The sequence below is a fragment of the Pseudomonas sp. S2_H01 genome (genome assembly GCF_054668305.1).
Window position 1 is genome coordinate 1,515,472 of sequence record NZ_CP162756.1, and the last position, 25,932, is coordinate 1,541,403.

The following is a 25,932-nucleotide window of genomic DNA, read 5'->3' on the forward strand; positions in this document are numbered from 1 at the left end:
GCGTGTTCAAAAGGGGTCAGTCAGCAGGACGGCTGCCGATTCGTACTTCAAATTCGCCAATACCGCTGATGCCGCCGTTGATCACGTCACCCGCTTCCAGCGATGCGACGCCCGGCGGTGTGCCGGTCATGATCAGGTCACCCGCGCGCAGGCTGACCGAATGAGAGAGCTGGCTGACGGTTTCGCTCACCGACCAGATCTGGCTTTCGAGGTCCGAGCGCTGGCGCTCGACACCGTTGACGCTGAGCCAGATCGCGCCCTGCCTCGGATGGCCGTCGCGGCTCGCAGGCAAGATCGGGGTGATGGGGGCAGAACCGTCGAACGCCTTGGCCGGCTCCCATGGATTGCCGACGGCCTTCGCGGCCATTTGCAGATCGCGGCGCGTCAGGTCCAGGCCCGCGGCGTAACCCCAGACGTGGTCAAGTGCCTGCTCTTCGCTGATCTCAAAACCGTCTTTGCCAATGGCCACGACCAGTTCGATTTCGTGGCAGAACTGTTGGGTCTGGGTTGGAAACGCCAGCTCACCTGTGGCGTCGATCACCGAGGTGGCGGGCTTCATGAAATAGGCGGGCACTTCACGCACGGCATTCAGCGCATCGCCCCAGTGGTAGTTTCGCCCCAGGCAAAACACGCGAGCGACGGGGAAACGCGCATCACTACCGCTGACCGGCAGACTGGCAATACGCGTGGGTTCGAATACAAAGTTGCTCATGGCATTTCCTCATGGCCCGAGGCCTTTCATCCAGAGACTACGGGATCAAAACACCCCAAAGTTGGACAAAAACGTGTTCGCGCTGGACTAAAAAACTCAATCGTTCAGGCATAAAAAAGGCGTACTCACGTACGCCCTTGCCCAGTACGGCAGAAAGTCACACACACATGCTTGAGGTTTACTTCGCCTTGAGTTCGATCCGATAAATACGGCCCAACAACAGCGAGTAAGACAGCGTTCCGATGCAAGCCATGCCGCCGATGAACCAGAAGGCCCAGGCGAAATTGCCCGTGAGGTGAAGAATCTGGCCGATGACGATGGGCGTCACGATGCCGCCGATATTTGCGGCCAGGCTGGTGATGCCGCCTGTCAGACCTATCAGCTCTTTCGGTGCGACTTCAGACACTGCCGCCCAGGAAGACGACGCGATGCCTTGTGCGAAGAAGGCGATGGTCAGCAGCGCGATGCAGACTTCGTTGGAGTCGGTGAAATTGACCAGCATGATCGACATGCCCAGCGCTGAACCCACCACCAACGGCAGTTTGCGAGCGAAGGACAGCGACACGCCGCGACGAATCATCCAGTCGGCAATGAACCCTGCCAGCAGTACACCGACAGTGGCGCCAATGAACGGCAGCACAGCGAAGATACCGACCTTGACCATCGTCAGGTGACGCTCTTCAATCAGGTAAGTCGGGAACCAGGTGAGAAAGAAATACAGGGCCGACGTGCTCGCGAACTTACCGATGCAGATTGCCCAGACTTGGCGATATTTGAGCAGCTCGGCAATTTGCGCCCACTTGAATGTGTTTTTGTCCTGACTGCTTTTGACCAGACCGCCGCCCGCTTCGATGTACTCAAGCTCCTGCTTGCTGACCTTCTTGCAGTTCAGCGGATCGCGGTAGAGATAGAGCCAGGCGAGACCGAACAGGATGCCGACGATGCCCGTGCTGTAGAACACGTGGCGCCAGTCATAGGTGGTCGCCAGCCACAGGAGCAAACCCGTGAACAGCGCCGTGCCCAGGTACTGACCGCAGACGTAGATGCTGCTCGCCATGCCACGCTCGCGCGCCGGGAACCAGACGGTGACCGCGCGGCTGTTGGCCGGGAATGCAGGCGCCTCCATGGCACCGATGGCCAGACGCAGCCCGAACAGCGAGGCGAAGCCACCTGCCATCCCTTGGCATACCGTGACAGCAGACCAAGAGATCAACGACGCGCCGTAGGTCAGTCGGGAACCGAAACGGTCGGCGATGAAACCGGCCGGCACCAGTGCGAAGGCGTAGGTCCAGGCGAAGGCGGAGAAGATCAGGCCCATCTGGACTTTATCCAGCCCAAGATCCTTGGCCATGAAAGGCGCTGCGATGGAGATGTTGACCCGGTCCACGTAGTTGATGATCGTGGCGATCAGCAACAGCGAGAGCATGAACCAGCGACGATGGGATGACAGGCGGGCCGGCGCTGCTGCCGCGGGAGCGGCCACAGTGGCGTCGATCGCCTGAATATCAGGATTGCTCGACATGAGAATTCCTCGTTGTTTTTATTGGAATCGAGTGATGAAGCGCACCCCTAAGTTATCGTACGACCGGTTTTAAACAAGGCGCTGCTTAGAACGTTTTTGGATTTCAACGCAGTGGGCTAATGATTTGTCCAAGAAATTTCGGGATAGCCAATACCGTCAAAACAAGATCGAAAATTCACCTAAGGCCCGATCTAGAGCGGCTTGTTTTTTTCACCCACCGCTGGTTTTTTTGGACAAAAAAAATAGCCGTGCGCAGCAGAAAGGCTTTGAATGAAGTCGTAGGACAACTGACAATAAAAGCAGAACAGCGAGGACCTCATGATGGACTCTGCCAACCGCGTCCCCACGTACGGCATGCAGCAACGCAGCGAGCGGCCGGATTTTTATATCCGTGGCAAGACCGAAGGCAAACCGGAAACCGCGCCCCATCGCCACGAGTATTTCCAGATCCAGATCAACCTGGGCGGCGATACCGTGCAGCACATCGGCGGCGTCGTTCGCCCCTTCCCGCGCAACACGCTGGCGTTCATCCTGCCGCACAAGTTGCACCTGATTCCGCACCCGCCGGAAGGCAACTTCCTGCTGATCAACTTCGCACAGACCTTTCTGCTCCCACAGCTGCAGTGCGATCCGCTGGACCTGGAAGACGTCGCGATCGCCCTTGCGCCCGAACTGTCACCTTTCCGCTTTCAGGAGCACCTGGACTTCACCCTCGATGTCGAGAACTTCGCGGAAATTCAGCGCCTGCTCGACCGCATGCGCGCTCTGGACCAGAACCGTCAGTTCGGCACCCGGGAAATTCTGAAGGGCTGCTTGCTGCAACTGATCGGTACGGTGTGCGCGCTCTATGCCGAACCCATCAAACTGCTGGCCGACGACAATGCGGCCGAACGCAGCCGCCGCGATGCACTGGCGCGTATGTCGGAATACGTGCGCAAAAACCTCAGCGACCCGGATTTGAGCCTGAAAAAAGCGGCATCGGCGGCGTTTCTCTCGCCCAATTACCTGACGCACTGGTTGCGCAAAGAGGTCGGAAAAACCTTCAGTGAACTGGTGCTGGAACGCCGCATGCACCTGGCGCGCACGCTGCTGCTCAATGGCTCCAAACCGGTGGGTGAAGTCGCAAGGCTGTGCGGGTTCGCCGATGAAGCTTACTTCTCCCGCCGCTTCCGCCACGCCCATGGCATGCCGCCTGGGCAGTTTCGCAAGCAGCGGGATCTGTAAGCGAAGTCAATACGGCGCCTTGGCCACGTCCGAATGGCCCATGAGAGATCTGTGGAAGCGAATTCATTCGCGAGAGGCCAATACCATCGATAGCAAACGGTCGTCTGTACTGCTGCATCGCGAATGAATTCGCTCCCACAGGTCAAGTGTCCTGAGCTGTCCCCGTACCCCACACCTATCAAAGAACCCTGTTTTTTTCTCCATTCGAGAGCTAAGCTTGCCCTCATGGATGACTCCGACTACTTACGTCTGCTGACGATCCAGGCCGAGCAAGCCAATGCATTCCTGTCCAACGCGCGCAAATGGGAGCGCGAACGGTGGGTGTGCCAGCGTTTGCTGCAAGGCCTGAACATCCCTCATCGCACCGACGACTTCCTGCCCGCCGGGCAAGAACCGCCGGACGTACTGTTTCGCGATGCGTGTTTTGAGGTGTTCTTCGTGCTCGACGAAGGCCGGCGCCTCAACGATGAATGGCGTGAAGAACTGCAGCGCAGGCGCAGCGCGTTTTCCTTGAGCCAGTTGGTCCGGCGCGAGGCCAAGCCCAAGCGTATTCCGGCCGCAGAACTGCTGCGTCGCCTGGCGCCGACGCTGCGCAAGAAAGCCCACAACTACAAGGAACGCGGGCTGGACCTGAGCGAGCTGGACATCATCGCCTTCGCCAGCCTCAAACGCGAAGTGCTGGACCTCAACAGCCACTTTCCCCCGCCGACCGAATACTTGCGTCAGGGTTGGCGTTCGCTGTCTCTGGTGGGTCCTACGTTCGCTCGCGTGCTGTTCGCGCACCCTGACGCGCCGGATTTTCTGCGCACAAACCTGGGGCGCAGCGTGGTGTTCGATGTGGGGATCAGCCTGTGATGGCGCAATCCTTGGTCGAATGTTACAAAGCGACATCGCACGCAGGCATTGGCTGTACCGAATCGCCGGAGCCTGTCGTCAACGACGTTAACGCATCAACCTCCGTCGTCGCCTGACGCCGGTCAATGTTCATGACGAGGCTTATATGACCAGCCGCCTGAACCCCGAAGACCAAAAGCGTGTCGAAGAGTACCTTCGCGCACCGCAGCATCAAGTCGAGCGCCGGCCCTTCAGGCCCTGGCTGCTCCTTGTGGTGGTTCTGGTCGTGGTGATCGGACTGGGTCTGCTGAGCCGTTTATTGAGCTATCTGACGCTATGAGCTGCCTGGCGCTCGCTCGGATAGAGCCAAAAGAGAATTCCTTAAGCCTTATGAGATATCCCCATGACTCATCGTATCGTGATCGTCGGCGGAGGCGCTGGTGGTCTGGAGCTGGCTACCCGCCTGGGTAAAACCCTGGGCAAGAAAGGCACGGCCAGCGTCACGCTGGTGGACGCCAATCTGACTCACATCTGGAAACCCTTGCTGCACGAAGTGGCCGCCGGTTCGCTCAACTCCTACGAGGACGAGCTGAACTACGTGGCTCAGGCCAAGTGGAATCATTTCCAGTTTCAGTTGGGTCGCATGACCGGGCTGGATCGCGAGAACAAGCAGATCCACCTTGGCGCCACGCAGGATGAAAACGGCGACGAACTGGTCCCGGCACGCAGCCTGGATTACGACACGCTGGTGATTTCCGTCGGCAGCACCACCAATGATTTCGGCACCAAAGGTGCGGCTGAACACTGCCTGTTTCTCGATACGCGCAAGCAGGCCGAGCGCTTCCATCAGCAGTTGCTCAATCGCTATTTGCGCGCCCATGCCAGTGAGTTGGCAGCGACGGAAGAAATCAACGTGGCCATCGTCGGCGCAGGCGCTACAGGCGTCGAGCTGGCGGCTGAACTGCATAACGCCGCGCATGAGCTGGCGGCGTATGGCTTGGGCCAGATCAAACCCGAAAACCTGCGCATCACGGTGATCGAAGCCGGTCCGCGCGTACTGCCTGCCCTGCCGGAGCGCATTGGCGGACCTGTTCACAAGACGCTGGAAAAACTGGGCGTTACCGTGCTGACCAACTCGGCGGTGAGTGAAGTGACGGCTGAAGGCCTGGTCACGGCGACAGGCCAGATGATCCCGGCGACGCTGAAAGTCTGGGCGGCGGGCATTCGCGCGCCGGCGTTTCTGGAAGGCATCGCCGGACTGGAAACCAACCGCATCAATCAGCTTCAGGTACGTGCGACGCTGCAGACCACCCGTGACGACAACATCTTCGCGTTCGGCGATTGCGCGGCCTGCCCGCAGAAAGGCACCGACCGCAATGTTCCGCCACGGGCTCAAGCGGCGCATCAACAGGCGTCGTTGCTGGTGAAGTCCCTGAAACTGCGTATCGAAGGCGGTGATCTGCCGGAATACAGCTACAAGGACTACGGCTCGCTGATTTCGCTGTCGAAGTTCTCGGCGGTGGGCAACCTGATGGGTAACCTGACCGGCAGCGTCATGCTCGAAGGCTGGCTGGCGCGGATGTTCTACGTGTCGCTGTACCGCATGCACCAGATGGCGCTGTACGGCACGTTCCGCACGCTGATGCTGATGCTCGGCAGCCGGATTGGGCGAGGGACAGAGCCAAGGATGAAGCTGCACTAAAGTTCACGGCCTGCCGCGCCTTAATTGATTGTTCCCCCGCTCCGCGTGGGAATGCATCCCCTGACGCTCTGCGTCAATCGAAGCAGGACGCGGAGCGTCCAGGGCGGCGTTCCCACGCGGAGCATGGGAACGATCGAAAATTCTCCCCGGACACTAGCGACGCGGAGCGGCGGAACGATCAAACAGGATATGCCAGCTAAGGCATCACGCGCCCTTTACCCATGTGCTTGGCCTTGTACATCCAGCGGTCGGCTTCACGCATCAGTTCATCCGGTGCCTTGCCGGAGCCTGGCTCATATAGGGAGAAACCTACGCTTGCGTTGGTTCGGATCACCTCGCCCTTGATGATGATCGGCTCAGCAACCGCCGCCAGCAGCTTTTTCGCCACCTCGCGCGCCTCGTCGACGCCCGGCACAATGCCTTCCAGCACAACGATGAACTCGTCGCCCGCCAGCCGAACGAGGCTGTCGGTTCGCCGGATACTGCTTTGCAGGCGTGCAGAAATCGTCCGCAGCAGGTCGTCACCTGCGTCATGCCCATAGGTGTCGTTAATGCCCTTGAAGCCATCCAGATCGATGAACATCAGCGCCATTTGCAACATTGAACGATCAGCGCGCGCCTGAGCGATGGGCAACATGGCGTCCAGTGCCCGACGGTTATAAAGCCCCGTCAGCGCATCATGCCGCGCCTCCTGCTCCAGCTCTTTGCGTGCCTGAATGTTCTGGATGATCGAGATGAAATATTCAAGATCACCCTCTTCGGACAGTTTCTTGGTGACACTGAGGCTGACCCACACCGCACTGCCGTCCTTGCGCACGTAGCGCTTTTCCATCTGATAACGATCAATCTCGTTAGCGGTCAGTTGGCGCAGCAGCTCCATGTCGGTGTTCAGGTCCTCAGGATGGGTGATGTCCTGAAAGGTCAGAATCTTCAGCTCGTCAGGTGTGTAACCCAAGATGTCGCAAAGCGCCGTGTTGACGCTGAGCCAACCGCCATCCGGTGCCACCAGTGCGATGCCCACCGAGGCCAGCTCGAACATCGACCGATACCCCGCTTCGCTCGCCCTGAACAAGGCGTCGGAGCGGTTTCTCTGCATCCGCGCCAGCATCAGGTTCTCGCGCAGCTGGACCTCTCGGCTGACCACATCGGCCAGATCGCGCAGGATGTCCATTTCTTCCTGAGTCAGCTCGCGAGGACGTTCGTCGATGGCGCACAAGGTCCCGACAGCGAACCCCTTGCTGGTACAGATCGGCACGCCGGCATAGAAACGAAAATGAGGCGCGCCGGTAACGAGCGGGTTGTCGCAAAAGCGCTCGTCTTGCGCAGCGTCCGGTACAACCAAGGGCGTGGTTTGCAAAATGGCATGGGCGCAGAAGGCCATTTCTCTTGGCGTTTCACTGGCCTCAAGGCCTGTGCGGGACTTGAACCACTGCCGGTCTTCATCCACCAGCGACACCAATGCGATGGGCACATTGAGCACGCGCGCCACCAGCCGGGTGATCCGGTCGAGCGAGGCTTCGGCCGGTGTGTCGAGGATATCAAGCTCGTGCAGCGCCTGAAGGCGCTCTTTTTCATAGGGCGGAATGGGCGCTTTCATAATACCGGCCGATCCTGAAAAGACTGTCTGGAGTCTATACCGGGTCTCGCCGATGCGCACCCGCGCACTGGCATTGACGGTCAGTCCGCTGCGAACGCTTGCTCGGCCGCCCTGCGCCGCAGTAACTCGATGAACTGACCAAGCTCACGACTGGCCGCTTCGCCCTTACGCGTCAGCAACCCGAACGGTGCCATCCGCTCCTCGATCCTGACCGGCAACGCCTTGACCAACCCCATCTTCAAATAATCACGCAGTGCGGAGGCTGACAGCACCATGATTGCATCGGTCAGTTGCACCAATTGCTGCATGGAGTACACCGAGCTGCACTCGATGATGTCTGCGGGCGCAGGCAAGGCCAGTCGCTCCAGCGCCTGATCGAACGCGATACGCGCTGGGCTGCTCTCGGGTTGCAGAATCCATGGCCAATCACTGACCAGCTCGGCCCAGTCCAGCTTGCGCCGCCGGGCCAATGGATGGCCTTGATGCACGACGACCATCAGTTGCTCGTTGCCCAGCGGCTCGAAGGCATAATGCTCGCGGTCAGTGGCTGCGTTGCGCCGCGCGATCGCCAGATCAATGCGTCCCTGCTCCAGCAATTGAATCACCTGGTCGCTGGTGTCGCCCATGATGCGGATGCGCAGCTGCGGGTTGAGCGTCTTGATCTCGGCCACCGCGTTCATGACCAGGTCCGGCGCTGCGCCCATGATCGTGCCGATGGCCAGATACCCGTATCCACCGTGCAACCGCGCCTGCATGTCCGCCGCACAGCGGTCCAGCCCGCTCAACGCCGACTCGGCAAATCGCAACAACTCTTTGCCCAGCGCGGTCGGACGCATGCCACGCGGCAGTCGCTCGAACAACTCGCAGCCAAACATGTCTTCGATCTCATGCAGCATTCGGGTCGCAGCCGGCTGCGACATGTGCATGTTCATCGAGGCGCGATGAAGATTCAGGCTGGAACCCAGCACCACGAGCATCTGCAGATGCTTGTAGCGCAAACGACTGAACAGATGCTGGGGTGCGCTGTTGTCGGGCATGGATGAGTGTCCTGTTATCGATACCGTGAGGGTATCGATCCTAAGCTAAAAACGATTGGTCGCGCATCGTTTCGCAGCAGTAGAGTCACGGTCGTACGCAGTCAAATAATTCCAAAAAGGAAACTGTCGTGAACACACTCCCCGCGTCCTTGCTGGCCAAGGTTTCATGGCGCCTGCTCCCCTTCCTCCTGTTGATGTACATCATGGCGTTTCTCGACCGCGCCAACGTCGGCTTCGCCAAACAGGCGTTCCAGGCGGACACCGGCATCAGCGACACCGCGTTTGCCTTCGGCGCGGGTGTGTTCTTCGCCGGTTATGCGCTGTTGGAAGTGCCGAGCAATCTGATGCTGCACAAAGTCGGCGCCAAGCTCTGGATGTGCCGAATCATGGTGACGTGGGGGCTGGTGTCGGCGGCGATGGTTTTCGCCCACAACGAAACCACCTTCTACGTGTTGCGATTCTTGTTGGGCGTGGCCGAAGCCGGCTTCTTCCCCGGCGTCATTCTCTATCTCACCTACTGGTTTCCGCAGGCATCGCGCGGAAGGGCCATGGGCTTCTTTTACTTCGGCGCGCCACTGGCGTTCATCTTCGGCAGCCCGCTCTCAGGTTTGTTGCTGGAACTGGACGGCGTGCTCGGCAGCCATGGCTGGCAGTGGCTGTTCGCGGTAGAAGGGCTGATGGCGACGGCTGTGGGCGTGTGGGCGTATTTCTATCTGGACAACCGCCCTGCGGACGCCAAGTGGCTGAGCGCTGAAGAGCGCCAACAGCTGCAAGCGGTGCTCGACGCCGAAGACAGCCAGAAACAGGGCCACGGCAGTGTGCTCAAGGCCATGTGCCAACCGGCGGTGCTGTACCTGTGCGCGATCTACCTGCTGATTCAGGCCAGTGTCTACGGCGTGGTGTTTTATCTGCCCTCGCAGGTCGCCGGGTTGATGGGCAGCAAAGTTGGCTTCATGGTTGGACTCGTGAGCGCGATTCCGTGGGTCTGCGCGCTGATTGCCGCCTGGCGCGTCCCGGCGATCGCCGACCGCACCGGCCAACGCCGTCTGGTCGCCGCGCTGACGCTGGTGGTCTCCGGGCTGGGCATTGCCGCGTCGGTCACGTTCGCCAATCCACTGCTGGCCATTCTCGCCCTGTGTTTCGCGGCGTCCGGTTTCATCGCCGTGCAACCGGTGTTCTGGACCTTCCCTGGGAGTTTCCTGGCCGGCAGCGCGGCGGCAGGCGCCATTGCGCTGATCAACTCATTCGGTGCGCTGGGCGGCTTCATCGCACCGATCCTCAAGAACTGGGCCGAAGGCGCGTTTCAGACACCGGCTGCGGGCCTCTATCTGCTGTCGCTGACCACGCTGATCGCCGCGGCACTGATCATGGGTATCCGGCCTCCCAAATCGAGCACGGCGCACAAGCTGCCGACCTTTCAACACTGATCGTCATTCACCGCAATCACAGGAGTCCTCCATGAGCACGCCAACCATCAAGCACGTCCGCGCTTTCGTTCTGCGGGGCGGCGGTGCCGACTATCACGATCAGGGCGATGGCCACTGGATCGACGACCACATCGCGACACCGATGAGCAAATACCCGGAATACCGCCAGAGCCGTCGCAGCTTCGGCATCAACGTGCTCGGCACGCTGGTGGTGGAAATCGAAGACTCGGCAGGCAACGTCGGCTTTGCCGTGACGACCGGTGGCGAGCCTGCGGCGTATATCGTCGAGAAGCACCTGGCGCGTTTTCTTGAAGGGGCGAAGGTCACCGATATCGAGAAAATCTGGGACCAGATGTACTTGTCTTCCCAGTACTACGGTCGCAAAGGGTTGGTGATCAACACGATCTCGGGCATCGACCTGGCACTGTGGGACCTGCTCGGCAAAGTGCGTCAGGAGCCGGTGCACCAATTGCTCGGCGGCGCCGTTCGTGACGAATTGCAGTTTTACGCCACGGGCGCACGTCCGGATCTGGCACAGAAAATGGGCTTCATCGGTGGCAAACTCCCGCTTCATCACAGCCCGTCCGAGGGCGAAGAAGGCCTGCGCAAGAACCTTGAAGAACTCGCGGTGATGCGCGAGCGGGTCGGCAAGGACTTCTGGCTGATGCTCGACTGCTGGATGAGCCTGGATTTGAACTACGCCACCAAGCTCGCCCACGGGGCTCAGGAGTTTGGCTTGAAGTGGATCGAAGAAGCGTTGTCCCCCGACGATTACTGGGGCTATGCCGACCTGCGCAAAAACGTTCCCAAAGGCATGCTGGTCACCACGGGCGAGCACGAAGCCACCCGTTGGGGGTTCCGCATGCTGCTGGAAATGGGCTGCTGCGACATCATCCAGCCGGACGTTGGCTGGTGCGGCGGTATTACCGAGCTCATCAAGATCTCCGCACTGGCCGACGCCCACAACACACTGGTCGTGCCCCACGGGTCGTCCGTCTACAGCTACCACTTCGTCGCCACGCGCACCAACAGCCCGTTCGCAGAGTTTCTGATGATGGCGCCAAAGGCCGATGAGGTCGTGCCGATGTTCCATCCACAACTGCTGGGCGAGCCTGTGCCGGAAAACGGTCGCATGCGATTGTCTAGACTGGACAAGCCGGGCTTTGGCGTGACGCTCAATCCCGAGTGCCCATTGCACCGCCCTTACACGCACTGACACGCACCTGACATGCACCTGAAAGGAGCCCTCCACGAATGAAAATGCCTCACAACGCGTTCAAGGCCGCCTTGGCCAAACGCGAGCCGCAATACGGCATCTGGGCCGGTTTTGCCACCGGGTATGCCTCGGAAATCGTCGCGGGCCTGGGTTACGACTGGATGCTGATCGACGGCGAACACGCGCCCAACACCGTGCCGAGTATTCTGTCGCAGTTGCAGGCCGTGATGCATTACAGCACCGCGCCGGTGGTCCGTGCGGTGACCGGCGATACGGTACTGATCAAGCAGTTGCTGGACATCGGCGTGCAGACCTTGATGGTGCCAATGGTGGAAACCGCCGAACAGGCCCGCGCGCTGGTGCAGGCCATGCGCTACCCGCCCCATGGTGTTCGCGGGGTGGGTGGAGGCCTGACCCGCGCCACACGCTGGGACGCCGTGCCCGATTACCTGAATACCGCCCATGAAGCGCTTTGCCTGATCGTGCAGGTGGAGTCGCGCCTGGGCGTGGAGAACGTTGAAGCGATTGCGGCTGTTGAAGGGGTCGACGCAGTGTTCATCGGCCCTGCGGACCTGTCCACCGGGCTCGGACACATAGGCAACCCGTCGCACCCCGAGGTGCAGAAACAGATTCGGCACGCCGTGGACGCCACGCTGGCAGCCGGAAAAGTCTGCGGCATTCTCGCTCCAGCGGAAGAGGACGCGAGGCGCTACATGAGTTGGGGTTGCCAGTTCGTGGCAGTGGGCATTGATATCAGCCTGCTGCGCCAGGCCGCCAAGGAAAACCTGGCGCGTTATCGCGAACCGCAAGAAACCGTGACGGCCTCACGGACGTATTGATCACTCGTCTCCAACGGCGCAGCCATCAAACCCGTGGGCGCGAATTCATTCGCGATTGGCCAGCAGTTCCGACACATCTTTTTGTCGGCCGGAAAATTTTTCGCGAATGAATTCGCTCCCACAGTTTTTGACGACAGCGAACACATTCGCGGTGGATGAATCGCTCAGACGCTTCCTGTCATAAAAACATGCTGATTACTGTGATCCCATTAAGACATCACACCCCGATGTCGCTCGATTACAGGAAGTCATCCATGTTTCAGCTTTCCCGAATGATGCTGGCCGCAGGCCTGGGCATTGCACTCAACCTGTCGCTGCTGAACGGCGCCAGCGCTGCGCAAGAAGTCACCGGCGCCGGCTCTACCTTCATTTACCCGGTGCTTTTCAAGTGGGCGACCGATTACGACCACAAGACCGGTGTGAAAGTGAATTACCAGAGCATCGGCTCGGGGGCCGGTGTCGCGCAAATCAAGGAAGGCGCCGTGGACTTCGGGGCGACCGACATGCCAATGAGCTCTAGCGATCTTCAGGCGTCCGGCTTGCAGCAGTTCCCGTCGGTGATCGGCGGCGTGGTGCCGGTGATCAACATTGCGTCGATCAAGCCCGGCAGCCTCAAATTCAGCGGCCCGGTGCTGGCGGATATCTACCTGGGCAAAATCACCCAATGGAACGACCCGACGCTGGTGGCGCTTAACCCGGACATAAAACTGCCCGCGCAGAAAATCAACGTGGTGTATCGCTCCGACGATTCGGGCACCACGTTCAACTGGGTGAGTTACCTGTCGAAAGTCAGCGCCGAGTGGAAAGGCAAAGTGGGTGCCGGCACGTCGGTGAAATGGCCGGTGGGCATTGGCAGCAAAGGCAGTGAAGGTGTGGCCTCGTACGTGAAGAAGATGCCGAACTCGATCGGCTACGTTGAATACGCGTACATCAAGCAACAGGGCTTGAACTTCGGCCTGTTGCAGAACGCTGCCGGCAACTTTGTGGTGCCGAGCACGGAATCGTTCCAGGCGGCGGCCGCGACCGCAGACTGGAAAAATGCCAAGGACTTCGACCTGTCGATGCTCAACGCGCCGGGTGAGAACGCTTACCCGATCACGGCGGCCACGTTCATCGTGCTGTACAGGCAACCGAAGAGCGCCGACCGCCAGAAGGCGGTGCAAGACTTCTTCCGCTGGACGCTTGAAAGCGGCCAGGAACAAGCCCGCTCACTGGACTTCGCCCCGATTCCGACCGATCTGAAAACCCAGATCGAAGCCTACTGGGACGACGCACCCAAGGCGCAGTAGACGCCAGCCTGAACATCCAATTGCATCATTAGGTGCCGCTAGGGCGGCGCCTGAATCAGCGGCGGGATGGGAAGAACGCTGAGACGCAGGAACCCGAAAACGAAAAAAGGCGTCCCGAAGGACGCCTTTTTTGTAGGCTTCAACGCGCTTGGCGCTGTTGCCGGATTTTCTGCCCGGATGCTGCTGGGGCGAAAATGGTCGGGGTAAGGGGATTCGAACTCCTGACATCCTGCTCCCAAAGCAGGCGCGCTACCGGACTGCGCTATACCCCGGTGTTACTAAAATACGCCCCTTGAGGCGTATTTCAAGCGGGTGACGCGACTGGCGTCACTCCCTAAGATTTAACCCGAAACAACCAGGTCAAAAATGGTGGGTCGTGTGGGATTCGAACCTACGACCAATTGGTTAAAAGCCAACTGCTCTACCAACTGAGCTAACGACCCAAAAATGGTCGGGGTAAGGGGATTCGAACTCCTGACATCCTGCTCCCAAAGCAGGCGCGCTACCGGACTGCGCTATACCCCGACGGTACTACCTCTTGAAATTGGCTCCGTGACCAGGACTCGAACCTGGGACCCAATGATTAACAGTCATTTGCTCTACCGACTGAGCTATCACGGAATTTCAATTTCCAGATGCAGCGTTTGACGCACTTCAACACAACAAATTCAGTACTTCTTTGCGAAACGAATCCCGCACTTACAACCCTGAATCTACTGCATTTTCAGCCTCTTCGACCTGTCTGCATCGCTGCGTTCACGTCTCTGAGGCGCGCTATTCTACATTCCCAGAAACACCTGTCAACCCTCCAAATTGCTTTTAAGACAATGATTTGCAACTTTTTTTCGAGAACGCCTCCCGAGCCCGAAAATCAGGCAGTCGAAGGGCAAAACCACCTGCGCATTAAAAAGGGCGCTCACCCGGAGCGCCCCCATGCACCTTCTATATAGAAAGCAGCAGATCAGACGAAAGCGATTTCGTCGTCCACCACCGTGCCTCTGATGCTGGTGCCCGGCATGAAGCTGCCGGACAAGATCAACTGAGCCAACGGGTTTTCGATCCAGCGTTGAATCGCGCGCTTCAATGGCCGTGCGCCGTACACCGGGTCGTAACCCACGGCGATCAGCTTGTCCATGGCTTCAGGTGCCAGCTCCAGACGAAGGTCTCGCTCCGCCAGGCGCTGACGCAGGCGACCCAACTGGATTTCCGTGATGCCAGCGATCTGCTCACGCGCCAGAGGCTCGAAGATCACGACCTCGTCGACCCGGTTGATGAACTCCGGACGGAAATGCGACGTCAGGGCATCCATCACCGCCGCACGCTGAGCTTCGCGGTCACCCACCAGCTCCTGAATGCGTGCCGACCCCAGGTTCGAGGTCATGACGATCACTGTGTTACGGAAGTCGACCGTACGCCCGTGGCTGTCGGTCAGGCGACCGTCCTCCAGCACCTGCAGCAGGATATTGAAGACATCCGGGTGCGCCTTCTCGACTTCATCCAGGAGGATCACCGAGTACGGCTTGCGACGTACCGCTTCGGTCAGGTAACCGCCCTCTTCATAACCGACGTATCCCGGAGGCGCACCGATCAGACGGGCCACGGAATGTTTCTCCATGAACTCGGACATGTCGATGCGGACCATGGCCTCTTCGGTGTCGAACAGGAATTCGGCCAGTGCCTTGCACAACTCGGTCTTACCCACACCGGTCGGGCCGAGGAACATGAACGAACCGCTCGGGCGATTCGGGTCGGACAGCCCGGCGCGCGAACGGCGCACCGCGTTGGCCACGGCCACCACCGCTTCGTTCTGGCCGATCACACGTTCGTGCAGCAGGCTTTCCATTTTCAGCAGTTTGTCGCGCTCGCCCTCGAGCATTTTCGACACGGGAATGCCGGTCCACTTGGAAACGACTTCGGCGATTTCTTCCTCGGTCACCTTGCTGCGCAGCAACTGGTTCTCAGGTTTGCCGTGCTGATCGACCATTTGCAGGCTGCGTTCCAGGTCCGGGATGACCCCGTACTGCAATTCGGCCATGCGATTCAGATCGCCACGACGACGTGCGGCTTCCAGTTCCTGACGCGACTGCTCGATTTTTTGCTGGATCTGCGCCGACCCTGTCACTTCGGCTTTTTCCGAGGTCCAGATTTCTTCCAAATCGGCGTACTCACGCTCCAGGCGCTCGATTTCTTCCTGAAGTTTCTCCAGGCGCTTGATCGCCGCCTCGTCGTCTTCTTTCTTCAGCGCCTGAGATTCAACCTTCAGCTGAATCAATCGACGCTCAAGACGATCCAGCACTTCGGGCTTGGAGTCGATTTCCATACGAATGCGGCTGGCCGCTTCGTCGATCAGGTCGATGGCCTTGTCCGGCAACTGGCGATCCGTGATGTAACGATGGCTGAGCTTGGCGGCCGCGATGATTGCGCCGTCCGTGATCGCCACCTTGTGGTGAACTTCGTAGCGTTCTTTCAGGCCACGCAGGATCGCGATGGTATCCTCTTCGCTCGGCTCGTCCACCAGCACTTTTTGAAAGCGACGCTCAAGGGCGGCATCCTTCTCTATATATTGGCGGTACTCGTTGAGGGTCGTGGCGCCCACGCAGTGCAGCTCTCCACGCGCCAGGGCGGGCTTGAGCATGTTGCCGGCGTCCATCGAGCCTTCGGCCTTGCCTGCGCCGACCATGGTGTGCAATTCGTCGATGAACAGAATGATCTGCCCTTCCTGCTTCGACAGCTCGTTCAGCAACCCTTTCAGCCGCTCCTCGAACTCGCCGCGGAACTTGGCACCCGCAATCAGCGCGCCCATGTCCAGCGACAGCAGGCGCTTGCCTTTCAGGCCGTCCGGCACTTCGCCATTGATAATGCGCTGGGCCAGGCCTTCAGCGATGGCAGTCTTACCGACACCGGGTTCACCGATCAGGACCGGGTTGTTCTTGGTCCGGCGTTGCAGCACCTGGATGGTCCGACGGATTTCGTCGTCACGGCCGATCACTGGATCGAGCTTGCCTTCTTCGGCGCGCTTGGTCAGGTCGACGGTGTATTTGTCCAGCGCCTGCCGGGATTCTTCGGCATTCGGATCGTTGACGGCATCGCCGCCTCGCAGGTTGCTGATGGCGTTTTCCAATGCCTTTTTGCTGACGCCCTGCCCGAGCAGCAATTTGCCGAGCTTGCTGTTTTCATCCATCGCCGCGAGCAGCACCAGTTCGCTGGAGATAAACTGATCGCCTTTTTGTTGCGCCAGCCGGTCGGCCTGGTTGAGCAGGCGCGCCAGGTCCTGCGACATGTTCACGTCGCCGGTCGGGTTCTGAATTTTCGGCAGTTGATCAAGCTCCTTGCTCAACGCCTTGCGCAGGCTGTTGATATCGAAGCCGACTTGCAGCAACAGGGGTTTGATCGACCCACCCTGCTGTTCTAGCAATGCCTGCATGAGGTGCGCAGGCTCGATGGCGGGATGGTCCATACCCACCGCCAGGGACTGAGAATCGGATAAAGCGAGCTGTAATTTGCTGGTTAAACGGTCAATACGCATTGGTCACCTTCCTAAATGGGCAGGCCGGAGCAATGAACACACCTTAATAAAGAAAACCTGCCAGATAGCCCACTAGATGCGGCCGATTGAACAGGATTCAAGCGGTGGATGCTTGACACAGATCAACATTAGCTGGCGAACGAGGATTAGGTGTGTTCGCAAAGCGGAATCTGTAGAAGCGCGCTTGCCCGCGATCGCGATCTGTCTGCACATGGATCGGCCGCCTGAAACAACGCGATCGCGGGCAAGCGCGCTCCTACAAAGGACATTTCAGACTGCGTCGATCCACACCAAAGAAGCAAACCGGCCGGTGCGCGCACCTCGGCGGTAGGAGAAGAAGCGCTCGTCGTTATAGGTCGACAAACCACCGCCGTACACCGCTGTCACGCCATGGGCCGCGAGACGCAAACGCGCCAGCTGGTAGATATCGGCCATGAATTTGCCCACGTTGACGCTGGGCACGAAGGCTTCGATGGTTTCAGGGTGCGTGGCGATAAAAGCGTCGCGGACTTCCGGTCCCACTTCGAAGGCCTGCGGGCCGATGGCAGGGCCTAGCCAGACCAGAATCTCGGAAGGCGCATCGGCAAAGCTGTCGACCGCCGCTTCCAGCACGCCTGCGGCCAACCCGCGCCAACCCGCGTGCGCCGCCGCCACCTGGGTGCCTTGGCGGTTGCAGAACAGAGCGGGCAGGCAGTCCGCGGTCATGATGGTGCAGGCAACGCCCGGCGTCTGGCTCCAGCTGGCATCGGCCTGCTGCACCTCGGCGGGTGACGCTTCGACGACATCGATGCCATGAACCTGCTTGAGCCAGGCAGGCTGGGTGTGCAGACGCGAGGTCAGCAGCGCACGGTTATGCGCAACGGCTGCCGGATCGTCGTCGACGTGATCACCCAGATTGAAACTGTCGAACGGGGCAATGCTTATGCCGCCCGCGCGAGTCGTGACGCACGCCTTGATGCCCGCCGGCGCAGGCCAGTCGGGAATCAGCCAGTCCGCCACGAATTCGCTCATCCGATGAATGCCTCACGGTCTTGCTTGAGCAGCGACAGCAGCCAGACAAAATCATCCGGCAACGCCGATTCCCAGCTCATTCGCTGACCGGTCGTCGGATGATCCAGTTCCAGGAAACGCGCATGCAGCGCCTGACGCGGAAAATGTTTCAACGACTCGACCATCGTGACGCTGGCCGCTGGCGGAATGCGGAAGCGACCGCCGTAGGCCGGATCACCGACCAACGGAAAGTTGATGTGCGCCATGTGCACACGAATCTGGTGCGTACGGCCGGTTTCCAGCTTGACCCGGACATGCGTATGGGAACGAAAACGCTCCAGAACGCGGTAATGGCTGACCGCTGGCTTGCCGCCTTCCATCACGGCCATGCGTTGACGCTGCTGGCCATGACGGCCGATCGGCGCGTTGATCTTGCCACCGGCCGTCACGACACCGATCACGATGCACTCATAAATGCGGCTGACGCTGCGGTTTTGCAACTGAGTGACCAGTTGGGTCTGCGCCTGAAGGGTCTTGGCGACCACCATCAATCCGGTGGTGTCCTTGTCCAGACGGTGCACGATGCCGGCACGCGGGACATTGATGATGTCCGGCACGTGGTGCAGCAAGGCATTGAGCAGCGTGCCGTCGGCATGACCGGCGGCCGGGTGGACAACCAGCCCGGCCGGTTTGTTGATCACCAGAATCTGGTCGTCTTCGTAGACGATATCCAGCTCGATGTCCTGCGCGACCCACTCGCCCTGAGCCTCTTGCTCGGCTTTGAGGACCAGCACGGCACCGCCATGCACGATGTCACGCGGGCGCAGAACGCCTCCGTCCACAGTCAGGCGGCCGTCTTTGATCCAGGCGGAAAGGCGCGAGCGCGAGTGCTCGTCGAAGAGTTGGGCGGCGACTTGGTCGAGGCGTTGACCGCCCAATTCGGACGGCACCTCTGCGCGGAGTTCTATGATCTCAGACATGCTCAAACTAGGAGGTGGCACTGGCCTTTGGTTTCGGCTGTGCGCTTGTGGTTAAATACGGCGTCTTTTGTCCCGGGGGTTCCACGGGGCGCCCATCATAACAGGACGGTCCTGCGCAAGACAGCAGGCCGTTATAGGGACGCAAGCCGCCATGCAAGTGAAACACCTGCTGCTGATAGCCATCCTCGGACTTACCGCTGCCTGTTCTTCGAAGAAAGAAGTCATCGACGAAAACCTCAGTGAAGTCGAGCTGTACCAGCAGGCGCAGGCCGATCTGGACAACAACAGTTACAACAGCGCGACCGAAAAACTCAAAGCGCTGGAATCCCGCTACCCGTTCGGTCGCTATGCCGACCAGGCGCAGCTGGAGCTGATCTACGCCAACTACAAGAATGGCGAGCCCGAGGCTGCGAAGACCGCCGCCGAGCGCTTCATTCGTCTGCATCCGCAGCACCCGAACGTCGACTATGCCTACTACCTCAAGGGCCTGACGTCGTTCGACCAGGACGTGGGCATCATCGCGCGCTTCCTGCCGCTGGATCAGACCAAGCGTGATCCGGGTGCTGCGCGTGACTCGTATAACGAGTTCGCCCAGTTGACCAGCCGCTACCCGAACAGCCGCTACGCGCCTGACGCCAAGCAGCGCATGATCTATCTGCGCAACCTGCTGGCGGCGTACGAAATTCATGTGGCCGACTACTACCTGACCCGCCAGGCCTACGTCGCAGCAGCGAACCGTGGTCGTTACGTGGTTGAAAACTTCCAGGAGACCCCTTCGGTTCCGGACGGTCTTGCGGTCATGGTCGAAGCGTATCAGCGCCTGCAACTGAACGACCTGGCCGACACCAGCCTGCAAGTCCTGAAAACCAACTACCCGGACTTCCCCCAACTGGCTGATGGCAAGTTCGAGCCTCGCACACCCGATCCAGACAACCGCTCGTGGCTGTCGAAAGCGACGCTGGGCCTGATCGAAAGCCGTCCGCCTCTGCCGCCGGGAGAAACCCGCGCCAACCAGGACGTGATCAAGCAATATCAGGACGCCAAGGAAGCCATCCCGGCCGACCTGTTGCCTGAGAACCAGCCGGACGAAGCCGACAAGAAGAACGAAGATGATGACGGCACGCCAAAAAGCCGTTCGATCTTCAGCTACATGACCTTCGGCGTCTTCGACTGATCACGGTCGCGGTTCGAACGTCAGCAAAAGAGGCCCTTTAAGGCCTCTTTTTTATTTCAGTCAGTTTTCCGACAGCCTGAATCGGCGCAGGTCACTGTGCGGCTGACAACGCCTTGGCTACACTGCGGCATCTTCACTTCATAAGCTGGTAGACATGATTCGCTTGATTATGTGGATCGCCTTGATCATGGCGATTGTCTGGTTGTTCAAACGCGCGACCAAAGGCCCCGCCGCACGCTCGAAACCTGCAGCACCGGAGCTCGACGCCGCGCCAATGGTGCGTTGCGCGCAGTGTGGCGTGCATGTTCCACGCGACCGCGCACTGAGCCAGGGTCTCCAATGGTATTGCACCGAAGCGCACCGCCTACAGGGCCCTGCAGCACGTGACCGCTGAAACCCTGTCGCTGGCGACTCCACAGGCCCAGCGCATTCTGCGTCTCTATCACCTCTACCGTCTGAGCATCGGCATTCTGCTGGTGCTGTTGATTTCCAGCAGCATGGACGCCGAACTGCTTCAGTTGGCCGACATCGAACTGTTCCGCACGGGCTGCTGGCTGTACCTGGTCTTCAATATCCTTGTGGTCGTACTGCTTGAGCGACCCAGCCGTCAGGGACAACTGTTCACGCTGGCCATGGCCGACGCACTGACACTGTGCGCTTTGTTCTATGCCGGAGGTGGCGCCCCGAGCGGCATCGGCAACCTGATTGTGGCCTCGGTGGCCATCAGCAACGTGCTGTTGCGCCAGCGCAGCGGGCTGTTGATTGCCGCCGTGTCAGCCATCGGCATCATCTACCTGACCTTCTTCATCAGTTACCACCAGCCTGCGGCAGCCAATCACTTCGTCCAGGCGGGTTCGCTCGGCGCCTTGTGTTTTGCGGCCGCGCTGCTGGTTCAAACGCTGGCCCGTCGACTGCAGGTCAGCGAAGACATCGCAGAGAAGCGTGCAGCCGATGTCGATAACCTGGAACAGCTCAACGCCCTGATCCTGCAGCGCATGCGCACAGGCATTCTGGTGCTCGATTCGAACCGCCAGGTGCTGCTCGCCAACCAGAGCGCGTTGACCTTGCTGGGCCATCAGCACCTGCTGGGTGAAGTCATCGATCCGTATTCACCTCAGTTGGTCGAGCGCTTGCGCCAATGGTTGATCAACCCTTCCATGGCGTCGCGCAGCATGACCACGTCGGCAATCGGCCCGGTGCTGCGTCCGGGCTTCATTGCCCTGACCCGCGGCAGCCACCGCCACACCCTGGTGTTTCTCGACGACCTTTCGCAGATTTCCCAACAAGCCCAACAACTCAAGCTCGCTGCGCTGGGCAGGCTGACGGCCGGCATCGCCCACGAGATCCGCAACCCGCTGGGGGCCATCAGCCATGCGGCGCAGCTGCTTCACGAGTCAGAGGAACTGAGCGGGCCAGACCGGCGTCTCAGTGAAATCATTCAAGATCAATCGCGACGGATGAATCTGGTGATCGAGAACGTCTTGCAGCTGTCTCGCCGACGTCAGACCGAACCTCACCTGCTCGACCTCAAGCAGTGGCTCGAACGCTTCGTCAGTGACCTGCGCAGTCGGCTGTCCGCCGAACAGTCTGTGCACCTGGAAACCGGTGACGGCACCCTGACCACGCGCATGGACGCCGAGCAGTTGCAGCAAGTCTTGACCAATCTGGTGCAGAACGGCCTGCGCTACAGCGGCCAATTGCATGAAAAAGCCCAGGTCTGGCTGAAACTGTTCCATGATCCACACAGCGAGTTGCCCAGCCTGGAAGTGCTGGACGACGGTCCCGGCGTTGCGACCGAACACCTGACGAAGATTTTCGAGCCTTTTTTCACCACCGAAAGCAAAGGAACCGGCCTGGGCTTGTACCTTTCGCGTGAGTTGTGCGAAAGCAATCAGGCGAACCTGGATTACACACCACGGGAAGGTGGCGGCAGCTGCATGCGGATCACCTTCGCCCATCCGTTCAAATTGAGTTGAACATGAGCCAACGGCAAAAGATCCTGATCGTCGACGATGAGCCGGACATTCGCGAATTGCTGGAGATCACTCTGGGGCGAATGAAACTGGACACGCGCAGCGCGCGCAACGTCAAGGAAGCCCAGGACTGGCTGGCGCGCGAGCCTTTCGACCTGTGCCTGACCGACATGCGTCTGCCGGACGGGAACGGCCTCGAACTCGTGCAGCATATCCAGAAGCGCCACACGCAGGTGCCCGTGGCGATGATCACGGCCCACGGCAGCGTTGACACGGCGATCCATGCCCTGAAAGCCGGGGCGTTCGACTTTCTCACCAAACCGGTGGATTTAGGCCGTCTGCGCGAATTGGTGGGCAGCGCATTGCGCCTGCACGCCTCGCCCTCCAATGAAAACAGCATCGACAATCGTCTGCTCGGCAACTCACCGCCCATGCAGGCGCTGCGCAAGCAGATCGGCAAACTGGCGCGCAGCCAGGCGCCGATCTATATCAGCGGCGAGTCCGGAAGCGGCAAGGAACTGGTCGCGCGCCTGATTCACGAACAAGGCCCGCGCATCGACAAACCGTTCGTGCCAGTCAACTGCGGGGCGATTCCTACCGAGCTGATGGAAAGCGAGTTTTTCGGCCACCGTAAAGGCAGCTTCACGGGCGCTCACGAAGACAAACCCGGTCTGTTTCAGGCCGCGCACGGCGGCACGCTTTTCCTCGATGAAGTGGCCGACCTGCCGCTGGCGATGCAGGTCAAGCTGCTGCGGGCCATCCAGGAAAAATCCGTGCGTGCCGTCGGCGGCCAGCAGGAACAGGTCGTGGACGTCCGCGTCTTGTGCGCCACCCACAAAGACCTCGGCGTCGAAGTGGCTGCCCAACGCTTCCGCCAGGATTTGTATTACCGCCTCAACGTGATTGAACTGCGCGTGCCACCGTTGCGCGAGCGCCGCGAAGACATCGAGGAAATCGCCAACAACGTGCTTCAACGCCTTGCCGAAGGTGCTGACCAACCGCCTGCGCGGTTGACGTCCCAGGCCCTGACCGCGCTGAAGGGCTACCGCTTTCCCGGCAATGTTCGCGAGCTGGAGAACATGCTCGAACGCGCCTACACGCTGTGCGAAAACGACCAGATCAACGCCGACGACCTGCGCCTCGCAGAGCCCGTCAACGCCAGCGAGCAAGACGGTCCGAGCCTGGCCGATATCGACAACCTGGAAGACTACCTCGAAAGCATCGAGCGCAAGCTGATCCTCCAGGCGCTTGAAGAAACCCGCTGGAACCGAACCGCCGCCGCGCAGCGCTTGAACCTGACGTTCAGGTCGATGCGCTATCGGTTGAAGAAGCTGGGGTTGGAGTAGTCAGAAAGCTTCCTCACTTGATAAGTCCCAAAAAGGGACCTATCGTTCCCTTTTTGGGACTTATCGCATCGGGCGCTTATGTCTATCGGCGACGCACTCTTCACTACCACCCAACAGCGGCTGCTTGGACTGCTATACGGCCATCCAGAGCGAAGCTTTTACACCAATGAAATTGGGCGATGGGCTCAGGTTGGCAGGGGAAGCATGGTCCGCGAACTGGAGAAACTGCACTCCGCCGGCCTGCTCACGGCGACCCGCCAAGGAAATCAGATTCACTACCAGGCCAATCCCGATAATCCTGTTTTCCAGGAATTGGTGGCTATCGTGCGCAAAACCTTCGGCATCGCCGATCACTTGCGGGTGGAATTGATGCCGTTTGCGGACCGTCTTCAGCAAGCCTTCATCTATGGATCAATCGCGAAAGGAACCGCGAACACATCCAGTGACATTGACTTGATGCTGATAGGCGAGGGAATCAGTTACAGCGAAGTGCTGGAGCGTATGATCCCGCTCGAGGAATTACTGGGCAGAACAATCAACCCGACGCTTTATTCGCCAGCTGATTGGGCGGCGAAGCTCAAAGCCGGAAACAGCTTCGTGTTGCGCGTGACCGAGCAGGACAAGATCACGATCATTGGAAGCGAATAAGGGACACAAGGCAATGACACCTTAGCTCTGGATTCTTCCTTCTGGCCCATACGGCACCGGATCGATAATCGGCGCATCGCCCACCAGCAAGTCGGTCAGTAACTGACAGGACGCGGGGGCCAGCACCAGTCCGTTTCGGAAATGGCCGCAGTTCAGCCACAGCCCATCGTGATTCGGTACCGAGCCGATGTATGGAATCCCCTCGGGAGAGCCCGGCCGCAATCCTGCCCAGTGCCCCACCAACTCAGCGTCCGCCAGCGCCGGGATCAGCTCGACCGCCGATGCCTTCAGGCTTTCACGCGCCGTGTCGGTCGGTGTCTTGTCGTAGCCTTCATATTCCAGCGTGCTGCCAATCAGAATGTGCCCGTCACGACGTGGGATCGCATAGCGGCCTTTGGCGAGGATCATGCTGGGCAGGAAATCCGACGCGCACTTGAACAGAATCATCTGTCCCTTCACCGGCTCGACCGGCAATTCAAGACCGAGCTTGCCGAGCAGGTCGCCGCTCCACGCCCCGGCCGCCAACACAACGCTGTCGCCGAGCACATCACCGGCAGCGGTGCTCACCCCGATGATCCTGTCGCCGTCGCGCACAAAATCACTGACCTCACTCTGCTCATGAATCGTCACGTTCGGCATTGCCAGCAACGCCGCCTTGAGCGATTTGACGAGCCGGGGATTACGCACGTTGGCGATGTCGGGCATGTACACCGCACGGGAATAGCCACCACCCATCACCGGCACGGCGTCATGCACCTGGGAGATGTCCACGGAGGACAGGGGGCGGTTCAACCGTTGAGCCCACTCCAGCGCTTCCTTCTCGTCATCAAGATCCAGCCAGTACAGACCGGTCTTGTGCACCTCAGGATCGATACCCGTGACCTCGAGTAACCGCTCGGCCAGCTGTGGGTAAAAATCCTGCGACCAATGCGCCAACGCCGTCACGGCCGGGTTGTAGCGCCACGGATAAAGCGGCGAAACGATCCCACCGCCGGCCCAGGAAGACTCTTGCCCCACACCTGAACGGTCGAGCAGCACCACACTCTGGACCTTTGACGCGAGGTTAAAAGCGGTCAACAGACCGATGACGCCACCGCCGACGATTACCACGTGTTGCCTGGACATGCAGAACCTGATCATCAATAGAAAATAAACGCCGGTTGCGCCCCACAGGTGGCTGAAAAACCGACTCGACAATGGCCAACAATCAACGCCATGCCACTGGTCCGGCGAATATCCCCGGACATCCACTACATAGCGACTTCGAACCTGAGTAGTATCACCATATTTCAAACGAAAAATGGAATTTCCTTGATGGATTTCAGCGCAGGGCGTCCGTATCCACACACACGCCCGAATCTGCATCGCCGTTGGCAGGGTCCTCATAGGGGCAACAGCGCCGGGTTTACCTTGATCGAATTGATCGTGGTGGTGGTGATCGTCGGGATTTTTGCGGCGATTGCGTTGCCGAGTTTTTCGAGTTTGATTCATCGAATGAACGTCAGATCAGCGGCGGACGAGTTTTATAGCTTGCTGCAGTACGCCCGAGCTGAGGCGGTGACACGTGGCACTGTCGTCAATATCAGCGCTCCTGTTAACACGACCAGTATCGTGGTGGCATTGGGCGCGACCGGCAACGGCACCCGGCTCAGGCAGGTCGGATCGAACGGTCTGCAGGCAGGTGTAGCGATTAACTCAGCCGTGAACAGCGTTACGTTTACCGCCACAGGAACGGCCTCGACGAGCGCATGTTTTGAAATCCTGCACTCCACGGATCCCGCCGTCGCCCCACAATACGTCGCGTTATCCACCAGCGGCCGCGTCACTCCTCCGTCCACTGCCAAACCGAGTGGCTGCTGATGAAGCCCTGCACAGGTAACCGCAGCGGCGGATTCA

The 25,932-nt window shown here is 59.7% G+C and carries 22 protein-coding genes and 4 tRNA genes; 14 read left to right on the top strand and 12 right to left on the bottom strand.

Annotation, left to right across the window (positions count from 1 at the left end; all coding sequences use genetic code 11):
- Nucleotides 1-16 precede the first annotated feature (16 nt).
- Entirely contained in the window at nucleotides 17-712 is a 696-nt protein-coding gene (locus AB4N84_RS06695) for a fumarylacetoacetate hydrolase family protein (protein WP_460045696.1), read from the bottom strand.
- Between the two features lie 178 nt (nucleotides 713-890).
- Nucleotides 891-2,234 (bottom strand): MFS transporter, encoded by a 1,344-nt coding sequence (locus tag AB4N84_RS06700; RefSeq protein ID WP_460045697.1) that lies wholly within the window; start codon nucleotides 2,232-2,234, stop codon nucleotides 891-893.
- Nucleotides 2,235-2,555: 321 nt separating this feature from the next.
- Here AB4N84_RS06700 and AB4N84_RS06705 point away from each other — a divergent pair, with 321 nt between their 5' ends.
- The 4 genes from AB4N84_RS06705 to AB4N84_RS06720 all read left to right on the top strand — a co-directional run bounded on the left by AB4N84_RS06705 (nucleotide 2,556) and on the right by AB4N84_RS06720 (nucleotide 5,994).
- On the top strand, nucleotides 2,556-3,458 hold the full coding sequence (locus AB4N84_RS06705) for a helix-turn-helix transcriptional regulator (protein ID WP_460046951.1): 903 nt from the start codon (nucleotides 2,556-2,558) through the stop codon (nucleotides 3,456-3,458).
- 225 nt (nucleotides 3,459-3,683) lie between these two features.
- The gene (locus tag AB4N84_RS06710) at nucleotides 3,684-4,313 is read left to right on the top strand and encodes a DUF1780 domain-containing protein (protein ID WP_120127636.1); all 630 of its coding nucleotides are present in this window, start codon (nucleotides 3,684-3,686) and stop codon (nucleotides 4,311-4,313) included.
- A gap of 145 nt (nucleotides 4,314-4,458) precedes the next feature.
- Complete coding sequence (locus AB4N84_RS06715) at nucleotides 4,459-4,632, top strand: DUF3094 family protein (RefSeq protein WP_062378735.1); 174 nt, start codon at nucleotides 4,459-4,461, stop codon at nucleotides 4,630-4,632.
- A gap of 63 nt (nucleotides 4,633-4,695) precedes the next feature.
- Nucleotides 4,696-5,994, top strand: coding sequence for an NAD(P)/FAD-dependent oxidoreductase (locus tag AB4N84_RS06720; protein WP_460045698.1), 1,299 nt, complete (start codon nucleotides 4,696-4,698; stop codon nucleotides 5,992-5,994).
- A gap of 196 nt (nucleotides 5,995-6,190) precedes the next feature.
- On the opposite strand, the gene AB4N84_RS06725 is transcribed toward AB4N84_RS06720, so the two are convergent.
- Nucleotides 6,191-7,591: a sensor domain-containing diguanylate cyclase gene (locus tag AB4N84_RS06725; RefSeq protein ID WP_460045699.1), complete on the bottom strand. Its 1,401-nt coding sequence runs from the start codon at nucleotides 7,589-7,591 to the stop codon at nucleotides 6,191-6,193.
- Nucleotides 7,592-7,671: 80 nt separating this feature from the next.
- On the bottom strand, nucleotides 7,672-8,628 hold the full coding sequence (locus AB4N84_RS06730) for a LysR family transcriptional regulator (RefSeq protein WP_460045700.1): 957 nt from the start codon (nucleotides 8,626-8,628) through the stop codon (nucleotides 7,672-7,674).
- A gap of 128 nt (nucleotides 8,629-8,756) precedes the next feature.
- Between AB4N84_RS06730 and AB4N84_RS06735 the strand changes: the two genes are divergently transcribed.
- The 4 genes from AB4N84_RS06735 to pstS all read left to right on the top strand — a co-directional run bounded on the left by AB4N84_RS06735 (nucleotide 8,757) and on the right by pstS (nucleotide 13,399).
- A complete protein-coding gene (locus AB4N84_RS06735; RefSeq protein ID WP_460045701.1) occupies nucleotides 8,757-10,055 on the top strand; it encodes an MFS transporter in 1,299 nt (432 codons plus the stop codon).
- 31 nt (nucleotides 10,056-10,086) lie between these two features.
- The gene (gene rhmD, locus AB4N84_RS06740) at nucleotides 10,087-11,271 is read left to right on the top strand and encodes an L-rhamnonate dehydratase (protein WP_460045703.1); all 1,185 of its coding nucleotides are present in this window, start codon (nucleotides 10,087-10,089) and stop codon (nucleotides 11,269-11,271) included.
- 38 nt (nucleotides 11,272-11,309) lie between these two features.
- Nucleotides 11,310-12,110 (top strand): aldolase/citrate lyase family protein, encoded by an 801-nt coding sequence (locus AB4N84_RS06745; protein WP_460045705.1) that lies wholly within the window; start codon nucleotides 11,310-11,312, stop codon nucleotides 12,108-12,110.
- 254 nt (nucleotides 12,111-12,364) lie between these two features.
- A complete protein-coding gene (gene pstS, locus AB4N84_RS06750; protein ID WP_460045706.1) occupies nucleotides 12,365-13,399 on the top strand; it encodes a phosphate ABC transporter substrate-binding protein PstS in 1,035 nt (344 codons plus the stop codon).
- 195 nt (nucleotides 13,400-13,594) lie between these two features.
- Here pstS and AB4N84_RS06755 read toward each other — a convergent pair.
- The 7 genes from AB4N84_RS06755 to rluD all read right to left on the bottom strand — a co-directional run bounded on the left by AB4N84_RS06755 (nucleotide 13,595) and on the right by rluD (nucleotide 18,895).
- Nucleotides 13,595-13,671, bottom strand: a tRNA-Pro gene (locus tag AB4N84_RS06755).
- A 95-nt stretch (nucleotides 13,672-13,766) separates the two neighbouring features.
- A tRNA-Lys gene (locus AB4N84_RS06760) sits at nucleotides 13,767-13,842 on the bottom strand.
- Between the two features lie 5 nt (nucleotides 13,843-13,847).
- A tRNA-Pro gene (locus tag AB4N84_RS06765) sits at nucleotides 13,848-13,924 on the bottom strand.
- Nucleotides 13,925-13,944: 20 nt separating this feature from the next.
- A tRNA-Asn gene (locus tag AB4N84_RS06770) sits at nucleotides 13,945-14,020 on the bottom strand.
- Nucleotides 14,021-14,360: 340 nt separating this feature from the next.
- Nucleotides 14,361-16,925, bottom strand: coding sequence for an ATP-dependent chaperone ClpB (gene clpB / locus AB4N84_RS06775; protein ID WP_460045707.1), 2,565 nt, complete (start codon nucleotides 16,923-16,925; stop codon nucleotides 14,361-14,363).
- 270 nt (nucleotides 16,926-17,195) lie between these two features.
- Nucleotides 17,196-17,924 (bottom strand): peptidoglycan editing factor PgeF, encoded by a 729-nt coding sequence (pgeF, locus tag AB4N84_RS06780; RefSeq protein ID WP_460046952.1) that lies wholly within the window; start codon nucleotides 17,922-17,924, stop codon nucleotides 17,196-17,198.
- 8 nt (nucleotides 17,925-17,932) lie between these two features.
- Complete coding sequence (gene rluD, locus AB4N84_RS06785) at nucleotides 17,933-18,895, bottom strand: 23S rRNA pseudouridine(1911/1915/1917) synthase RluD (protein ID WP_074752106.1); 963 nt, start codon at nucleotides 18,893-18,895, stop codon at nucleotides 17,933-17,935.
- A 151-nt stretch (nucleotides 18,896-19,046) separates the two neighbouring features.
- Here rluD and AB4N84_RS06790 point away from each other — a divergent pair, with 151 nt between their 5' ends.
- The 5 genes from AB4N84_RS06790 to AB4N84_RS06810 all read left to right on the top strand — a co-directional run bounded on the left by AB4N84_RS06790 (nucleotide 19,047) and on the right by AB4N84_RS06810 (nucleotide 24,036).
- Nucleotides 19,047-20,069: an outer membrane protein assembly factor BamD gene (locus AB4N84_RS06790; protein WP_074752105.1), complete on the top strand. Its 1,023-nt coding sequence runs from the start codon at nucleotides 19,047-19,049 to the stop codon at nucleotides 20,067-20,069.
- Nucleotides 20,070-20,223: 154 nt separating this feature from the next.
- Nucleotides 20,224-20,463, top strand: coding sequence for a PP0621 family protein (locus tag AB4N84_RS06795; protein ID WP_460045709.1), 240 nt, complete (start codon nucleotides 20,224-20,226; stop codon nucleotides 20,461-20,463).
- Nucleotides 20,453-22,045: a sensor histidine kinase gene (locus tag AB4N84_RS06800; RefSeq protein ID WP_074752103.1), complete on the top strand. Its 1,593-nt coding sequence runs from the start codon at nucleotides 20,453-20,455 to the stop codon at nucleotides 22,043-22,045. The genes AB4N84_RS06795 and AB4N84_RS06800 overlap by 11 nt, the downstream gene beginning before the upstream one ends.
- 2 nt (nucleotides 22,046-22,047) lie before the next feature.
- The gene (locus AB4N84_RS06805) at nucleotides 22,048-23,388 is read left to right on the top strand and encodes a sigma-54-dependent transcriptional regulator (RefSeq protein WP_460045710.1); all 1,341 of its coding nucleotides are present in this window, start codon (nucleotides 22,048-22,050) and stop codon (nucleotides 23,386-23,388) included.
- Nucleotides 23,389-23,466: 78 nt separating this feature from the next.
- Nucleotides 23,467-24,036 carry a nucleotidyltransferase domain-containing protein gene (locus AB4N84_RS06810; RefSeq protein WP_460045711.1) on the top strand — a complete coding sequence of 190 codons (570 nt, stop codon included), beginning with the start codon at nucleotides 23,467-23,469 and terminating at the stop codon, nucleotides 24,034-24,036.
- A 21-nt stretch (nucleotides 24,037-24,057) separates the two neighbouring features.
- Here the strand turns inward: AB4N84_RS06810 and thiO are convergent, their stop codons facing one another.
- A complete protein-coding gene (thiO, locus tag AB4N84_RS06815) occupies nucleotides 24,058-25,161 on the bottom strand; it encodes a glycine oxidase ThiO (protein WP_460045712.1) in 1,104 nt (367 codons plus the stop codon).
- A 189-nt stretch (nucleotides 25,162-25,350) separates the two neighbouring features.
- Here thiO and AB4N84_RS06820 point away from each other — a divergent pair, with 189 nt between their 5' ends.
- Complete coding sequence (locus AB4N84_RS06820) at nucleotides 25,351-25,896, top strand: GspH/FimT family pseudopilin (RefSeq protein ID WP_460045714.1); 546 nt, start codon at nucleotides 25,351-25,353, stop codon at nucleotides 25,894-25,896.
- Nucleotides 25,897-25,932 lie beyond the last annotated feature (36 nt).

What these genes read in the sequence shown, in the direction of transcription:
- AB4N84_RS06695 (WP_460045696.1), bottom strand. Translation starts at nt 712, where the DNA reads ATGAGCAACTTTGTATTCGAACCCACGCGTATTGCCAGTCTGCCGGTC.
- AB4N84_RS06700 (WP_460045697.1), bottom strand. Translation starts at nt 2,234, where the DNA reads ATGTCGAGCAATCCTGATATTCAGGCGATCGACGCCACTGTGGCCGCT.
- AB4N84_RS06705 (WP_460046951.1), top strand. Translation starts at nt 2,556, where the DNA reads ATGGACTCTGCCAACCGCGTCCCCACGTACGGCATGCAGCAACGCAGC.
- AB4N84_RS06710 (WP_120127636.1), top strand. Translation starts at nt 3,684, where the DNA reads ATGGATGACTCCGACTACTTACGTCTGCTGACGATCCAGGCCGAGCAA.
- AB4N84_RS06715 (WP_062378735.1), top strand. Translation starts at nt 4,459, where the DNA reads ATGACCAGCCGCCTGAACCCCGAAGACCAAAAGCGTGTCGAAGAGTAC.
- AB4N84_RS06720 (WP_460045698.1), top strand. Translation starts at nt 4,696, where the DNA reads ATGACTCATCGTATCGTGATCGTCGGCGGAGGCGCTGGTGGTCTGGAG.
- AB4N84_RS06725 (WP_460045699.1), bottom strand. Translation starts at nt 7,591, where the DNA reads ATGAAAGCGCCCATTCCGCCCTATGAAAAAGAGCGCCTTCAGGCGCTG.
- AB4N84_RS06730 (WP_460045700.1), bottom strand. Translation starts at nt 8,628, where the DNA reads ATGCCCGACAACAGCGCACCCCAGCATCTGTTCAGTCGTTTGCGCTAC.
- rhmD (WP_460045703.1), top strand. Translation starts at nt 10,087, where the DNA reads ATGAGCACGCCAACCATCAAGCACGTCCGCGCTTTCGTTCTGCGGGGC.
- AB4N84_RS06745 (WP_460045705.1), top strand. Translation starts at nt 11,310, where the DNA reads ATGAAAATGCCTCACAACGCGTTCAAGGCCGCCTTGGCCAAACGCGAG.
- pstS (WP_460045706.1), top strand. Translation starts at nt 12,365, where the DNA reads ATGTTTCAGCTTTCCCGAATGATGCTGGCCGCAGGCCTGGGCATTGCA.
- clpB (WP_460045707.1), bottom strand. Translation starts at nt 16,925, where the DNA reads ATGCGTATTGACCGTTTAACCAGCAAATTACAGCTCGCTTTATCCGAT.
- rluD (WP_074752106.1), bottom strand. Translation starts at nt 18,895, where the DNA reads ATGTCTGAGATCATAGAACTCCGCGCAGAGGTGCCGTCCGAATTGGGC.
- AB4N84_RS06790 (WP_074752105.1), top strand. Translation starts at nt 19,047, where the DNA reads ATGCAAGTGAAACACCTGCTGCTGATAGCCATCCTCGGACTTACCGCT.
- AB4N84_RS06795 (WP_460045709.1), top strand. Translation starts at nt 20,224, where the DNA reads ATGATTCGCTTGATTATGTGGATCGCCTTGATCATGGCGATTGTCTGG.
- AB4N84_RS06805 (WP_460045710.1), top strand. Translation starts at nt 22,048, where the DNA reads ATGAGCCAACGGCAAAAGATCCTGATCGTCGACGATGAGCCGGACATT.
- AB4N84_RS06810 (WP_460045711.1), top strand. Translation starts at nt 23,467, where the DNA reads ATGTCTATCGGCGACGCACTCTTCACTACCACCCAACAGCGGCTGCTT.
- thiO (WP_460045712.1), bottom strand. Translation starts at nt 25,161, where the DNA reads ATGTCCAGGCAACACGTGGTAATCGTCGGCGGTGGCGTCATCGGTCTG.
- AB4N84_RS06820 (WP_460045714.1), top strand. Translation starts at nt 25,351, where the DNA reads ATGGATTTCAGCGCAGGGCGTCCGTATCCACACACACGCCCGAATCTG.